The following is a 14,546-nucleotide window of genomic DNA, read 5'->3' on the forward strand; positions in this document are numbered from 1 at the left end:
CGCGGCGCCGCCGTCAGTCGGCGACGACGGTGTTGACCGAGCCGTACGGGTCGACCTCGTCCGCCGCCACGTCGGGGCGGATCAGCCGGCGGATGCCGCGCTCCGCGAGCTGCCCCGGATCGAGAGCCGCCGTCGATGTGACGAAGGCGGGATCCTCGCCGGCCGAGCAGGCATCCACCCAGGCCTGGAACACGGCGCCGCCGGGGCTGAGTGCGGCCCGGCTCACCGGCACGTCGCGCTCGTCGACGTCGACCACGATCGCGGTCTCGCGCACGGGCGCGGCGGTGCGCTCGCGCAGCTCGGGGATCAGCTCTGCGAACCGCCGCCCGAGAGGTTTGGCCGCGCCGCTCTGGTCGATGAGGCCGAGCGAGTACTCCAGCTCGGGGAAGTCGCCGAGCTCCCTGCTCACGTCGTGCGAGCACCACCACGTCACACCCCAGAGGTTCTCGGTGCGAAGGGCCGACCGCAGGGTCGCCTCGAGGAAGCCGGGCATCTCGCTCTCGTCGAGGCAGTTCGACGGAGCCCCGACCTCCTGCAGCCAGATCGGTCGTCCATGATCGGTCGCGAAGGCGCGCGAGAGCTCGATGAGGTACTCGGCGTGACGGTCGGCAGCGACGGAGCGTCCGTCGTAGCGCTGCGCGGTGCCGTTGAAGATCCACGAGTGGATCGTCGTCATGGCGCCCAATCGAGAGGCGTGAGCCGGGGCGAAGCCGTGACCGTCCATGTACCAGACCGCGTCGTACTCGCTGTGGACATGAGGGAGTCCGGGAGCCGCCCTCTCGGCGGCGTCGAGCAGCGACCCGATCCACTGCCCGGCCTCGTCGACCGTGACCGGCCAGGGCGACGGATGCGTGTGCGCCGAGAACTGGTTCGTCTCGTTGCCGAGCGTCAGCCCGAGGAAGTTCGGGGCATCGCGCAGCGCGCCCGCGAGCCTCTCGACGAGCGCGACCTGACCGCTCAGCGCCTTCGGGTCGGTGAACATGTTGCGGTCATGCCATGTGTAGAGCCACGAGGGCACGAAGTCGAAGCTCGACAGATGTCCCTGGATCACGTCGACGCTCGCATCGAGGTCGAACTCCGCGGCGATGTCGACCATCGCGCGGACGTCGTCGACGGCCTTGCTGCGGATCAGCGTGCGGTTGGGCTGAAGCACGGTCCACAGCGGGAAGACCCGCACATGGTCGAGCCCCAGCTCGGCGAGAGCCGCGAAGTCGCGCCGCACGTCATCGGGGGTGAAGTCGAGCCAGGAGTGCATCCAGTCCTTCGACGGCGTGTAGTTCGCCCCGAATCTCAGGCGAGCATCGAGAGCGCGGCGCTGCGTCATGTGTGCGGACCTTTCCGACAGAGCCCTCCGACGAGGACATGTCGCACCACTATAACGCTTGAGCAAGACGGTGCACGCAGAGATTCCTTGCCCTCGCCTGAAGCACGACCGACCGCTCTTGACACGAGCAGAATCGGATGGTTTCATCTGCTAAAGCGTTGTAGTCCACGAGTGTGGACCCCCGCCAATCGCCCGCCTCGAGGAAGAAGCACGATGAGAGTTCCCGCACGCAGTGTCGCTCTGGCAACATTCACGATCGGCGCCCTGGCGCTCGCCGGCTGCACCGGAGGCGGTGCCGCATCCGAGGCCGGAGGGCCGATCGACACCTCCGGCGAGCTGAGCGGAACCATCCAGTTCCAGACCTGGTCGCTGAAGAACGAGAAGTTCACCCCGTACTTCGAGGATCTCATCGACGCGTTCGAGAAGGAGCACCCCGACGTCACGGTCGAGTGGCTCGACCAGCCGGGAGACGGCTACCAGGAGAAGATCCTCAGCCAGGCGAACGCCGACACCCTGCCCGACGTGCTGAACCTGCCGCCGGACATCGCCTACCCGCTGGTCGCCGCCGGAAAGCTGGTCGACCTCGAGACGGCCGACCCCGACCTGAAGTCCTCGTACAACGCGGGCGCATGGGACGCGTACAGCCAGTACCCCGGCGTCGAGGGCACCTACGGCCTGCCGTGGTACCTCTCGAGCGACGCCTCGTGGTGGAACCTCGCCCAGCTCGCGCCCTACGGCGTCACCGAGGAGAACCTCCCGACCACCGTCGACGAGCTGCTCACCCTCGCGCAGGACGTCGCCACCGAATCCGGCGGCAAGGTCCAGCTGCTGTCCTCGATCCCCGCTCTCGACACCTTCACGTCGGCGGGCATGGAGGTCATCAACGACGAGGGCGAGTTCGACTTCAACACCGGAGAGGCCGCCGCCATCATCGAGAAGTACGCCGACGCCTACGCCGCGGGTGCGATGCCGGCGGAGGCGCTGACCGGAGACTACGGCGGGAACGCCGAGGCGTACATCCAGGAGAAGGTCGCTTTCACCACCGGCGGCACGGGCTTCACGACCGACCTCGCGAAAGACGCTCCCGCACTGCTGGAGAGCACGGTCGCCACGCAGCGACTCGGCATCCCGCCGCTCTACGTGCAGGGCCTCAACGTCTCGGCCGACTCCGACAACAAGGAGGCCGCCCTCGCCTTCGCCGAGTTCGCGACGAACGAGGAGAACCAGGTGGCCTTCTCGACGCTCGCGGTCGGCACGGCTCCCGGGACCTCGGACGGAGGCGACGCGGTCGTCGAGAACATCTCGGCATCGGTGACCGACGAGAAGCAGCTCGCCGCGATCGACACCGTGTTCACCGCGATGGAGGACGCCAAGGCCATCCCGTTCCAGTGGACGTCGGACATGGCGACGTACATGATCCAGCAGATCGCGCTCGCCGTCAACGGCGAGGCCGACGCGCAGGAGCAGCTCGACAAGATCGTCGAGTACGCCAACGCGAACCGCGTGGACCAGTAAGCCATGAGCGCGGACACCAGCATCCGAAGCCGGAGGACGACCATGCGATCGCACAAGTGGTTCACCCCCTGGCTGCTCCTCGGCCCCGCCGTCATCTGGGTGCTGGTGTTCGCGCTGTGGCCGTTCCTCAACACCGTGTTCCTGAGCTTCACCGACGCACGGCCTCTGCGGACGCCGGAGTTCGTCGGCGGGGCGAACTACGAGCGGATGTTCGGCGACGAGATGTTCTGGAACGCGCTCACGACCTGCATCATCTACGTGGTCGTCTGCGTGCCCCTCCTCACGATCCTTCCGCTGCTGCTCGCGCTGCTCGTCCAGAAGAAGCTCCCGGGCATCTCGTTCTTCCGCACCACCTTCTACTTCCCGGTGATCGCGTCGGTGGTCGTCGTCGCCCTGATCTGGACGTGGCTTTTCGACAGCCGAGGGATCATCAACCAGACGCTCGAGTTCCTCGGGCTGGTCGACAGGCCGATGGCGTTCCTCGTCGATCGGTGGCTGCTGCTCGGCTGCGCCATCCTCCTCACCGTGTGGAAGGGCCTGGGCTACTACATGGTCGTGTACCTCGCCGCCCTCGGAAACGTCGGCAAGGAGCTGCACGAGGCGGCGATGCTCGACGGCGCCGGGTCGTTCCGTCGATTCCTCTCGGTCACCATCCCGTCCGTGCGCGGTGCCATGCTCCTCATCGCCGTCCTCATCGCGGTCTCGGCGATGAGGGTGTTCGCCGAGCTCGACGTGCTCTCCAAGAGCACGGGCGGCCCCGGCGGCTACGACATGTCCCTCGTGATGCTGATCCGCCAGGTCGGCTCCGGCCTGAACGGCAACATCGGATACGCGTCCGCGATCAGCGTCGCCCTGTTCCTGCTCACTCTCATCCCGCTGGCCGCGATCGCCTTCATGAATCGCGAGAAGAAGGCGAAGGTCTCCGCATGAGCACTCTCAGCCCGCCCCGGATCGACGACGATCGTCGCCCCGACGAGCAGCCCGCTCCCCCCGCGCGCGAGCGCATCTTCCGCCGCCGCGGCTCGGGAGACTTCAGCACGCCGACGCTCGGCGGCCTCATCGGCCGATACGCTCTCCTGCTGCTCGTGCTGGTGCTCGTCATCGGCCCCTTCGTCTGGCAGCTCTCGACCTCGTTCAAGGGGCCGCAGGAGAACATCTACTCCTTCCCGCCGAACCTCATCCCCCGCGAGCCGACGTTGCAGAACTACGTCACCGTCGCCGACATCGTCCCGGTGTATCTGTACGCCTGGCACTCGCTGCTCGTCTCGGTCGGCACGGTCGTCAGCAACGTCGTGCTCGCGACCTTGGCCGGCTACGCGCTCGGATGCATGCGGTTCCGCGGCAAGTGGATCGTGATGGCCATCCTGCTGTCGACCCTGCTGTTCCCGGGCGAGGTCACCGTGACGAGCAACTTCCTCACCATCCGCGCTCTCGGACTCGCCGACACACTCTGGGGCGTGTTCCTGCCCGGCGCCATCAGCGCGATGAACGTGCTGCTCGTCGCGACCGCCTGCCGCATGATCCCGAAGGACGTCCTCGACGCCGCGACCGTCGACGGCGCCACGACGTGGCAGCGGATCCGCCACATCGTGTGGCCCAACATCCGCGGCATGGTCTCGGTGGTCGCGATCTTCGCCTTCATCGGCGCATGGGACGACTACCTCTGGCCCCTCATCGTGCTCTCGGACCCCGCCAAGTACACGCTCACCGTGGGGATGGCGTACTTGAACAGCAGCTTCTCCGTCGACCCGCGTCTCATCGCGGCCGGCACCATGATCGCGTTGGTGCCGATCGTGATCATGTTCTCGTTCACGCAGCGCTTCTTCTTCAGGGGCGTGCAGGAGGGTGCCGTCAAGGGGTGAGCACCGCGCATCTCATCCCGGCCGACGGTCCGGCCGATCCCCCCTCCTCCCGGCCTCGTGCGGGCGTGCTCCGCGGACCGGTCCTCGCGTTCTCCTTCGATCCGTCGGCCGGCGAGCAGCGCGTCGAGGTGCCGGAGCTCGCGGACGTCCCGATCACGCGGCACTCCGTGCTGCACTGGGCGTTCTACGCCGACGGCGACGCGGCCACCCTCGCACCGCACGCGGCCCTCGCGGTGACCGTCGATGTTCGCGGCGGCGACGGGACGAGACTCGGCGAGATCGCCGCCGTGCGCGACCGGTACGACTTCGCCCTCACCGCGGACGCGCAGTTCTCGGCGCGCTGGAGCATGCCCGAGCAGTGGAACGCCGATACGGTCTCGCTGGCCCCGATGCTCTCGGGGTCGGCGCCGCACACCTCCGTCACCGTCGAGGTGGTGCTCGGCACCGCGAGGCTCGCCACCGAGTCGGACCTGCCGTCGCGCGTCACCGGGTTCGTGCAGTTCGTGATCGAGGAGCAGGGCCCCGTCGCCGACGATGTCGCCCCCGTGGAGCGCGTCGACACACGCCGGGGCTCCCATTCCGGGCCGCGCTTCTCTCGCGGGAACACGATTCCCGCGGTGGCCGTGCCGCACGGCTTCACGTTCGTCACGCCGGCCACCGATGCGGCGGACACCCGCTGGCCGTATCGTCCCGGCATCCACGACGATCCACCCGGGCGACGTCTCGAGGCCCTGCAGTTCTCGCACCAGCCGAGTCCGTGGATCGGCGACCGCTCGGTGCTCCAGTTCATGCCGTTCGAGGGGCACCCGACATCGGAGCCCGCCGCGAGGCGACGGTGGATCCGTCCGGGTTCCGAGCGCGCCCGCCCGCACGAGTATGCCGCGGATCTCGGTGGCCTGCGCGTGGAGATGACCGCGACGTCGCACACCGCCGCCTTCCGAGTGCACGGCGCCGACGGCGACGCGGCCGTCGGCTTCGTCATCGACCAGCCCACCGACGAGGGACGTCTGGTCTGGACCGATGCCGGCGGCTTCGAGGGGTGGACGCCCGAGGGGTCGGAGGACTGGGGCAATGCTCCCCGCTGCTACTTCGCGGGCATCGTGCTGCGGGGCGGGGGCGACGACGCGGCGCGCCTCCGCGGCGCCCTCGACGACGAGGGACGGGCACGGGTCGCGGGCTACGTCGCCGGGCGCGGATCGCTCGAAGTGCGGGTGGCGGTGTCGTTCCTGTCGGTGGAGCAGGCCCGACGGAGCCTGTCGCTGCAAGCACCGCCCGAGGCGACCTTCGACGAGCTGCGCGCGGATGCCGCAGCATCCTGGAATCGGGTGCTCGGGCGCGTGAGCATCCCGGCACTCGACGCGTCGGAGGCGCCCTACCGGATGCTGGCCGACGAGGAGAATCGGAATCGGATCGCCGCGGCCCTGCACCGGATGCATCTCTATCCGAACACCGCGGCGGAGAATGCCGGCACCGCGGATGCGCCGCGGCATCGCTTCGCCGATGTCTTCGCGCCGCGGGCGCCGTTCGGCGAACATGTCACCAGCGCCCCCGTCGTCGACGGCGAGCTCGTGGTGAACAACGGGTACTGGGACACGTATCGCACCGAGTGGCCGGCTCTCGCGCTGCTCGACCCGGCGCTCACGGGCAGGCTGCTCGACGGCCAGCTCGAGCAGCACCGACGAGGAGGCTGGATGGCGAGGTGGAGCGCGCCCGGCTACGTCGACAGCATGGTCGGCACCTCGAGTGACCAGATCTTCGCCGACGCCGCGCGGTGGGGCGTGGAGTTCGACCGCGCGGAGGCGTTCGAGAGCGGATGGCGCAACGCCTGCGAACCCGGCCCCGATGCACTGCGCGGTCGCAAAGGGATCGCGTGCGGGCGCTTCACCGGCTACATCTCATCGGATGTGCCGGAGGGCATGAGCTGGACCATCGAGAACGCGGTCAGCGACGCCGCGCTGGGCCGGTTCGCCGCGCAGCTGATGGACGACGCGTCCTCGCCGCAGGATGCCGCCCGCTACCGATCCTTCGCCCGGTACTTCGCCAACCGGGCTCGGTCGTACCGCGCGCTCTTCGACGCGGAGACCGGATTCCTGCGCGGCAGAGACGCCGCCGGCGACTTCGCCTCGGACTTCGACCCGCGCACGTGGGGCGGAGACAACGTCGAGACCAACGCCTGGGGCATGTCGGTCGGCGCCGTGCACGACGGAGCGGGCCTCGCCGCTCTGCATGGCGGCCTCGGCGCCTTCGGTCGGCATCTCGACGCCCTCTTCGCCGAGCCCGAGACCGCCGAGGAGCGATTCGGCGGGGCGTACGGCACCGTCATCCACGAGCAGCGCGAGGCCCGCGCACTGCGCTCGGGGATGTGCGCGATCTCGAATCAGCCTGCCCACCACATCCCCTTCATGTACGCGTTCAGCGACCGGCCCTGGCGCGCCGGCGCGCTCGTGCACGACCTCGCCGGGCGCCTCTTCGCGGGCGCGCACATCGGTCAGGGGTTCCCCGGCGACGAGGACAACGGTGAGATGAGCGCGTGGTGGCTGTGGGCCGCCCTGGGGCTCTATCCGCTGGAGCTCGCCGCGGGAGTGCTGCGGATCGGCTCTCCTCTCTTCGACGACATCCGCGTCGATCGCGGTGACGGTTCGTCCCTGCGCATCCGCTCGCATCGCAGCGAGCCGGGAGCGCACGTCCTGCGAAGCGCGCGGCTCGACGGGATCGATCTCGACACGGCCGACCTGCCCATCGACGCCCTCGTCGGCGACGCCGAGCTCGTACTGACCTTCGGCAGCGACCCCTCCGCCGCCCTCGAGACGGGCCGGCACACTCCGGCGGATGTCACGCCCTGGCGCCGCGATCTGACGGCCGACGGAGGAGATGTCATCGCGTCAGCATCCGTCGTCGACGCGGGCCGCCTGTTCGACGACGGCGATCCGAGCGGTTCGAGCGGCGTCGTCCTGGCATCGGACGAATGGGCAGGCTGGCGTTTCGCCGAGCCGCGCGCCGTCTCCGACCTCACCGTGACGTTGCTCGCCGGCGCGCCCTCGTCGCGCCTGCGCTGGGAGGTCCTCGGCGCGGACGGATGCTGGACCGCCGCGGCGACCACCTATGACTCCGATCTCCCGGCAGACCGCACCACCCCGTTCGAGCTGGCGTCACGGGTCGTGACCTCGGCCGTCCGCGTGCGAGCGGACGCCGAGGTCACGATCCGTCAGATCGAGGTCTTCGATCTCGAGTGATGACGCCGGGCTGAGGTCGTCATTTGGACAGGACGAACGACAGCTCGGTCGTGTTGCCTGCGACATCGAGCACCTGCAGCCTGTTCTGGCCCACGACCGCGCCGAACACGCCGGGCTTCACGAAGTTCAGGTCGCTCCACGCGTCGTCGGTGAGGTCCTTCAGCACCCCGTTGACGTAGAGCCTGTCGATCTGGCCCTCGTCGTAGAGCCCGAAGCTGACGCGCTGGTACGCGCCGTCCGCACGGACCTTGGTGAACCGCGAGCCCTCCTTCACCGTGACGGTCGGCGACGTGGTGTCACGGGGCGCCGCCCGGTACTCCGTCGCCTCCCCCTTCATCGCCTGCGTGATCCCCGACAGGTAGTCCGACTGGTCGGTCGCCGTGAGGTTGTAGGCCACGTACACGCCGTATCCGTCGGCCACGGTGCGGTCCGCGAAGTCCGCCGCCGTCGCCGCGCTCGTGTTCGAGAGGTCGATCGCGGCCGCTCCGAGCCGCGTGCGGTCCTCGAGCCCGGGAACGGTGGGTGCGTCGTACGTCGGGTAGTACGGGTTCCAGGCGTAGTCGATCACGCCGGCCGCGTCGAACAGCGTGAAATCGGTGGTCGTGTAGCTCGGACCGATCGCGTACAGGCTGATGATCTTGTCGGGCCCGAGTCGATCGCGCAGCGCCGTGGCGAGCCATCCGAACGATTGGGCGTTGGGCTGCGGCGTGCCGTTCGCGCCGTAGTTCGTCCACTCGTCGTCGAAGTCGATGCCGTCGAGACCGTAGGTCGCCACGGCATCGGCCAGCTGGGCCGCGAAGGCGTCTGCCTGCTCGAACGACGTGAAGTTCGCGAAACCGGCGCCCTGGTGGTTGCCGAGCACCGACAGCAGCACCTTGGTGCCCTTCGCCTGCACCGGACGGATCTGCGTCTCCGCGTCGTCGAGCGTCTCGGTGACCCGCTCGTTGAAGTGCAGGTAGGCCTTCTCACCGTCGTAGTTGATGTTGGCGGCGAAGATCATCGCCATGTCGATGGCCGCCTCGCCGGATTCGGCGAGGGTGTAGTCCGCGACGTTCGCTAAATCGTTCGAGTTCACCTCGACGTAGACGGCGAGCTTCGGATCCGCCGGATCCGCAACCTCAGCGGCTGCCCCTGCGGTTCCGGCGAAGAGGCCGGCAGCGGCGGTTGCGAGCACCCCGAGACCGGCGATGCCCCTGCGCAATCGGTGGTTCCTGACGTTCTGACTCATGACGGATCGTCTCCTTCGGCGTCGTTGTCGAATCGGGTCGCGACCTCGCGACCTGCCGCCGACTATAGCGCTTAAGCAGGAGCCCCGAAAGGTCTGCGGTCCGACCGAGACCGCGCCGGGTCAGTCCGCGAGCATCCGGTCCCTGACCTGGCGGCGCAGCACCTTGCCGATCAGCGAGCGGGGCAGATCGTCGACGGCGGTGATCTGCTTCGGCACCTTGTACGGCGTGAGGCGCGTCCTGCAGAAGTCGCGCAGCGCCGTCGTGTCGAGCGTCGCCCCGTCGCGGAGAACGACCGCGGCCGCGACCTCCTCGCCACCGCTCGCTCGCGGAAGTCCGACGACTGCGGCCCCGACGACATCGGGATGCGCCATGAGGGCGTCCTCGACCTCACTGGGCGACACGTTGAAGCCGCCCGTGATGATCAGCTCCTTGAGCCGGTCGACGATCGTGACGAAGCCGTCGGCCGACACCTCGGCGATGTCGCCCGTGCGGAGCCACCCGTCCTTCAGCAGCACGTCGGCGGTGTCGCCCGGCCGACGCCAGTACCCCTGGAACACCTGCGGACCGCGGATGAGGAGCTCACCCGGCTCCCCGATCGGCCGGTCGACATCGGTGTCCGCGGGGTCGACGACGCGGATCTCCGTGCTCGGGAACGGCACACCGACCGTGCCGGGACGCCTGCTCGTGCCGATCGGGTTCCCAAGTGCGACCGGCGAGCTCTCGGTCATGCCGTACCCCTCGACGAGGAGGCCGCCCGTCGCCTCCTCCCAGCGCTGCACGGTGGCGACCGGCAGGCTCATGGCGCCGGAGATGGCGAAGCGGACCGTCGAGAGGTCGATGGTCCCCCGCGACGCCGCGCGGGCGAGCTGGTCGTAGATCGGCGGCACGGCGGGGAGGAAGGTCGGCGGACTCGTGCGTGCGGCCTTCGTGACGAGACCGAGGTCGAAGGTCGGGAACAGCACGAGCTTCGCGCCGATGCTCATCGCGAAGGTCAGGCACAGGGTCATGCCGTAGGCGTGGAACAGCGGCAGCACACCGTAGAACGTCTCCTCGCCGTCGATGAGCCCCGGTACCCACGCCCGACCCTGCATCGCATTCGCGCGCAGGTTGGCGTGCGTGAGGATCGCGCCCTTGGGGTCGCCCGTGGTCCCACTGGTGTACTGCAGCAGCGCCGTGTCGCCGAGCTCGGGCCCCTCGACCCGCCGCGAGAGCGGACGGTGGTCGACGAGCTTCTTCCACGGGATCGCGCGTCGCGCCGCCGGGGCCCCGGTCAGCTTCGCCCTCGACGCGCGCGCCTTCGGTACCGGCATCCTGAGCAGCAGCCGCGTCGACAGCGGCATCGCGGCCGTGATGTCGACGCTCACGATGTGCTCGACCCTGAGATCCGACGGGAAGTCCGCGATCGTGTCGACGGTCTTGTCCCACACGATCGCGACCTTGGCCTCGTGGTCCTCGAACTGATGCCGCAGCTCTCTGGCCGTGTAGAGCGGGTTGTGCTCGACGACGATGGCACCGAGTCGCAGCGCGGCGTAGAACGCCACGACGTGCTGAGGGCAGTTGGGCAGCACCAGCGCGACACGGTCGCCCTTGCCGACGCCCAGGCGACGGAGCCCCTCCGCGGCGCGCGCGATGAGCGCGCCCAGCTCGCGGTAGGTCGTGACGGCGCCGAAGAACTCGAGCGCGGGCCTGCGACCGTACGTCGCGACGCTGGCGGAGAGCATCTCCGGCAGCGTCTGCGTCGGCGTCTCTATCTCCGCCGGCACCCCGTCTGCATAGGAGTCGAGCCACGGGCGGGAGTCGTAGGGATTGACGGCCATGACTCCATCCTGCCCCGGCGCGGCGACCGCGTCATCCGGGTTGCGGAAGGGCCGCCGTGCACCTAGGGGAAGGCCGGATGCCGGCCCGGCGCGCCGGAGGCGGTGGCGCGCCGGGCCGGGCGATCAGCCCGCGGTCGCCTTCTCGTAGGCCCGCATCGCGGCCTGCTGGGCGTCCGCCAGGGCATCTTCCGCCGACTTGTCGCCGAGCAGAGCGGCGGTGACGGCGTTGTTGAGCTCGTCCTGGATCTCCTGACCTGCGGGAGAGGATCCGAACGACTCCCCGTCGGCGACGACGTCATAGTAGGTCGCGATGACCTGGTCGAAGCCCGCATTGCCGCTCTCGACGACCCACTGGTCGCGGATCGCCTGGTCGGGCTGGGGCGACCCGGTGAACAGCCCGGTGTTGATGCCGCCGTCGGCCTCCCGTGTCTCCGCACGCGCCTCGCCGGCCGCCATCCACGCGTCGTCGGAGGTGAGCGCGATCATCCAGGCACAGGCCGCGGCGGGATTCGCCGCGCCCGCCGGGACCACGAACGCCGTGCCCGACGCCACCGTGAACGGCTCGCCGTCGGAGTTGCGGAAGGGCACCGCCGCGAGCTCGACCTGGTCGACGTACGGCGAGAGCACGTTCGGGTACCACTGGTTGTTCACCTGCGCACCCACCTGCCCTGCGACGTACTGGTTGTTGTCGCCGAAGGCGTCGAACGAGTCGGTGAAGCTCTTCACGGCCGCGAAGCCGCCCTGGGCGTCGGTGATCTCCTTGAGCAGCTCGATGCCGGCGACGTTGGAGGGATCGTCGAGGGTCGGCGCCCCCTCCTCGTCGTTGAGCTGGCCGCCGGTCGCGAGTATCCACAGTCCGCTCTGGCCCGTGGCGACGGGGTCGAACCCGAGCCGCGTGGGGACGCCGTTCGACTCCTGGTACATCTTGCCGATCGCCTCGAGCAGCACGTCGGGCTGCGACGGATCGATCTGCTCGGCCGTGACCCCCGCCTCGTCGAGCACCGCCTTGTTCAGCAGGATGGCCGGCGGCTGGTAGAACTGCGGCACCGCCCAGACGGCGTCGTCGTACGTGACGTCGTCGACGACGGCGGGGTACCAGTGATCGCGGGGCGACACGTCCTGCGCCTCGAAGCACTGGTCGAGCGGCATGATGAGCCCCTGTGCGGCATACGTGGTCACGTAGCGCCTGTCCATCTGGACGACGTCCGGCACGTCGCCGCTGGCGATGCGCGTCGTGAACTTCTGGGCGTCGAACGCCGTCGCGTCGAGATCCACCTCGACGCCGCTCAGCTGCTCCGCCGCATAGTCGATCCGGGCCTGACCGACGTCATCCGCGTTCTCGAATCCCCACGCCGATACGGCGCCCTCCGGCTCGGTCGTGAAGTCGGCGTCGGCGGCGGGTTCATCGCCGCCTGATCCGCATCCGGCCAGCACCACGACGGACGCGGTGACCAGCGCCGCTGCTGCGAGTGTCCTGCGCATGTGATTTCCTCTCTTCTGCGGCGCGGGGGCGCCGTTCATCCCTTGCGTCCCTGGGTCGCGACGCCCTCGATGAAGTACCTCTGCCCGAAGGCGAAGAGGAGCAGCATCGGCAGCGTCACGATCAGGGATGCGACCATGACGTACTGGTAGTCGCCGTGCCCGCCGGCGGTCGGGCTGTACTTCGTCATCGCGTAGGCGATGCCGAGCGGGGCGGTGAAGTCCTCGGGCGAACCGGCGTTGAGGTAGATCAGCGCCGACTGCAGGTTGTTCCAGCTCGCCTGGAACTCGAACAGGAACACGATGACGAAGGACGGGATCGACAACGGCATCGCGATGCGCCAGAAGAGTCCCCAGTAGCTCGCGCCGTCGAGGCGAGCGGCCTCGAAGAGGTCGCGCGGGAGGCCGAGGTAGAACTGGCGCTGCAGGAAGATGTAGAACGCGGAGCCGAAGAGGTTCATCCCCCACAGCGGCACCCACGTGCCGAGCATCCCCGTCTCCTTCCAGATCAGGTAGATGGGGATCATCGTGACCGCACCGGGCAGCATCATCGTCGCGAGGACGAGCCCGAAGAGCATGTTGCGGCCGGGGAAACGGAAGTACGCGAAGCCGAAGGCGACGACGGAGCTCGAGATCGCGACGGCGGCGGCGGCGAGGAACGCGATGGCGACGCTGTTCCACACCCAGCTCAGCAGCGGCAGCTGATTCCAGACCTCGATGTAGTTCTCGGGCATGAAGGTCTTCGGGATCAGCGAGTTGTCGAAGACCTCGCCCCGGGGCTTCAGGCTCGCCGCGAGCAGCCAGACGAACGGGTAGAGGAACAGCAGCGCGAAGGCCACCAGGGCGATCGTGCGGAGGATGCGGCCGACGAGGCTGCCCTTGTAGGCCCCGCGACGACGACGGGACGTGCCGCGGCTGCGATGCGGCACCGTCACGAGGGCCGTCTCGATGTCGGGCTCGCGGTTCTCGTCGCCGTTGCGATCGGGCACCGCGGGAAGCGGGCGGTAGGAGGTGCTCATCGGTTGTCCGCCTCGTAGTAGACGAATCGATTGCCGAACTTCACCTGGATGACCGTGATGATCATGATGATGACGAACAGCAGCCAGGCCATGGCCGCGGCGAAGCCGAAGTCGAACTGCCGGAAGGCCTGCTGGAAGAGATAGATCGCGTAGAACAGCGACGCCTCGGGCGACGAGTTGCTCTGGTCGCGCCAGAACAGGATGTATGCCTGGTCGAAGATCTGGAACGCCGCGATCGACAGGACGATGACGTTGAAGAACATCGCGCCGGAGATCATCGGCAGCGTGATGTTGCGGAACCGACGCACCGGACCCGCACCGTCGAGCGACGCCACCTCGTACAGCTCGACGGGCACGTTCTTGAGAGCGGCGAGGAAGATCACCATCGTTCCCGCGACGGCCCACAGGGTCATCAGCACGATGCTCGGCTTGACCCAGGCCGGGTCGACCAGCCACTGCGGCCCCTCGATCCCGAACAGGCGCAGGAACTGGTTGACGGCGCCGGTGTTGCCGTTGAGGAGGAGGAAGAACATGGCCGCGGTCGCGACGGCCGGTGTCATCTTCGGCAGGTAGTACAGGGTGCGGAAGACTCCGGCACCGCGTCCGACCTTGGCGAGCAGCATCGCCAGGGTGAGAGCGACGATGATCTCGAGCGGCACAGCCATCACGACGTAGAACAGCGTGTTCGCGAGCGAGGTGGCGACCCTCGGGTCCTCGAACAGGTTCTCGTAGTTCGCGAGCCCGACCGGCTTGGCCGCGCCCGTCGCGAGGTTGTACGAGGAGAACGAGATGACCAGGCTGTAGATCATCGCGCCGGCCGTGAAGACCAGGAACCCGATGATCCAGGGGGAGATGAAGAGATAGCCCGCGATCGCTTCGCGGCGGTTGTAGGAGACCTTGCCCCGACGAGCGCGCTCGAGGCTGCGCTCACGATCGCGTGCCGCGGAGGAGGACGACATGTCGTGAATGTAGAAGCGCTTCTCCCGAAAGCGGTTGGGGCTTGCTTCTCCCCGGCGGTTGTGATTCGGAGGTGCGGCGCGCCGACGCGAAGGGCCTTCCGTAGACTCG

At 68.7% G+C, this 14,546-nt stretch carries 10 protein-coding genes; 4 read left to right on the top strand and 6 right to left on the bottom strand.

Annotated features, from left to right (window positions below; translation table 11 throughout):
• Nucleotides 1–13: 13 nt before the first annotated feature.
• A complete protein-coding gene (locus BN2660_RS04480; RefSeq protein WP_091227805.1) occupies nt 14–1,324 on the bottom strand; it encodes a glycoside hydrolase 5 family protein in 1,311 nt (436 codons plus the stop codon).
• Nucleotides 1,325–1,537: 213 nt separating this feature from the next.
• On the opposite strand from BN2660_RS04480, the gene BN2660_RS04485 reads away from it, so the two are divergent.
• The 4 genes from BN2660_RS04485 to BN2660_RS04500 are packed head-to-tail and all read left to right on the top strand — an operon-like array spanning nt 1,538 to nt 7,934.
• On the top strand, nt 1,538–2,839 hold the full coding sequence (locus BN2660_RS04485) for an ABC transporter substrate-binding protein (protein ID WP_091227808.1): 1,302 nt from the start codon (nt 1,538–1,540) through the stop codon (nt 2,837–2,839).
• A gap of 42 nt (nt 2,840–2,881) precedes the next feature.
• On the top strand, nt 2,882–3,769 hold the full coding sequence (locus BN2660_RS04490) for a carbohydrate ABC transporter permease (RefSeq protein ID WP_176697082.1): 888 nt from the start codon (nt 2,882–2,884) through the stop codon (nt 3,767–3,769).
• Nucleotides 3,766–4,701: a carbohydrate ABC transporter permease gene (locus tag BN2660_RS04495; protein WP_091227813.1), complete on the top strand. Its 936-nt coding sequence runs from the start codon at nt 3,766–3,768 to the stop codon at nt 4,699–4,701. The genes BN2660_RS04490 and BN2660_RS04495 overlap by 4 nt, the downstream gene beginning before the upstream one ends.
• Nucleotides 4,698–7,934 (top strand): GH92 family glycosyl hydrolase, encoded by a 3,237-nt coding sequence (locus BN2660_RS04500; RefSeq protein WP_091227815.1) that lies wholly within the window; start codon nt 4,698–4,700, stop codon nt 7,932–7,934. Before BN2660_RS04495 ends, BN2660_RS04500 begins: the two co-directional genes overlap by 4 nt.
• Nucleotides 7,935–7,953: 19 nt before the next feature.
• On the opposite strand, the gene BN2660_RS16755 is transcribed toward BN2660_RS04500, so the two are convergent.
• The 5 genes from BN2660_RS16755 to BN2660_RS04525 form a co-directional block, all read right to left on the bottom strand.
• On the bottom strand, nt 7,954–9,162 hold the full coding sequence (locus tag BN2660_RS16755) for an endo-beta-N-acetylglucosaminidase H (RefSeq protein WP_255305024.1): 1,209 nt from the start codon (nt 9,160–9,162) through the stop codon (nt 7,954–7,956).
• Between the two features lie 120 nt (nt 9,163–9,282).
• A complete protein-coding gene (locus BN2660_RS04510; protein ID WP_091227817.1) occupies nt 9,283–10,980 on the bottom strand; it encodes a long-chain-fatty-acid--CoA ligase in 1,698 nt (565 codons plus the stop codon).
• A 123-nt stretch (nt 10,981–11,103) separates the two neighbouring features.
• Entirely contained in the window at nt 11,104–12,462 is a 1,359-nt protein-coding gene (locus BN2660_RS04515) for an ABC transporter substrate-binding protein (RefSeq protein WP_091227820.1), read from the bottom strand.
• Nucleotides 12,463–12,497: 35 nt separating this feature from the next.
• Nucleotides 12,498–13,478 carry a carbohydrate ABC transporter permease gene (locus BN2660_RS04520; protein ID WP_091227824.1) on the bottom strand — a complete coding sequence of 327 codons (981 nt, stop codon included), beginning with the start codon at nt 13,476–13,478 and terminating at the stop codon, nt 12,498–12,500.
• The gene (locus tag BN2660_RS04525; RefSeq protein ID WP_091227828.1) at nt 13,475–14,437 is read right to left on the bottom strand and encodes a carbohydrate ABC transporter permease; all 963 of its coding nucleotides are present in this window, start codon (nt 14,435–14,437) and stop codon (nt 13,475–13,477) included. Before BN2660_RS04525 ends, BN2660_RS04520 begins: the two co-directional genes overlap by 4 nt.
• Nucleotides 14,438–14,546 lie beyond the last annotated feature (109 nt).

This window comes from Microbacterium sp. 3J1, assembly GCF_001049495.1.
Classification (GTDB): Bacteria; Actinomycetota; Actinomycetes; order Actinomycetales; family Microbacteriaceae; genus Microbacterium.

Coding starts and splice junctions, on each gene's coding strand:
- BN2660_RS16755 (WP_255305024.1), bottom strand. CDS start 9,162: ATGAGTCAGAACGTCAGGAACCACCGATTGCGCAGGGGCATCGCCGGT.
- BN2660_RS04515 (WP_091227820.1), bottom strand. CDS start 12,462: ATGCGCAGGACACTCGCAGCAGCGGCGCTGGTCACCGCGTCCGTCGTG.
- BN2660_RS04485 (WP_091227808.1), top strand. CDS start 1,538: ATGAGAGTTCCCGCACGCAGTGTCGCTCTGGCAACATTCACGATCGGC.
- BN2660_RS04495 (WP_091227813.1), top strand. CDS start 3,766: ATGAGCACTCTCAGCCCGCCCCGGATCGACGACGATCGTCGCCCCGAC.
- BN2660_RS04480 (WP_091227805.1), bottom strand. CDS start 1,324: ATGACGCAGCGCCGCGCTCTCGATGCTCGCCTGAGATTCGGGGCGAAC.
- BN2660_RS04490 (WP_176697082.1), top strand. CDS start 2,882: ATGCGATCGCACAAGTGGTTCACCCCCTGGCTGCTCCTCGGCCCCGCC.
- BN2660_RS04525 (WP_091227828.1), bottom strand. CDS start 14,437: ATGTCGTCCTCCTCCGCGGCACGCGATCGTGAGCGCAGCCTCGAGCGC.
- BN2660_RS04510 (WP_091227817.1), bottom strand. CDS start 10,980: ATGGCCGTCAATCCCTACGACTCCCGCCCGTGGCTCGACTCCTATGCA.
- BN2660_RS04520 (WP_091227824.1), bottom strand. CDS start 13,478: ATGAGCACCTCCTACCGCCCGCTTCCCGCGGTGCCCGATCGCAACGGC.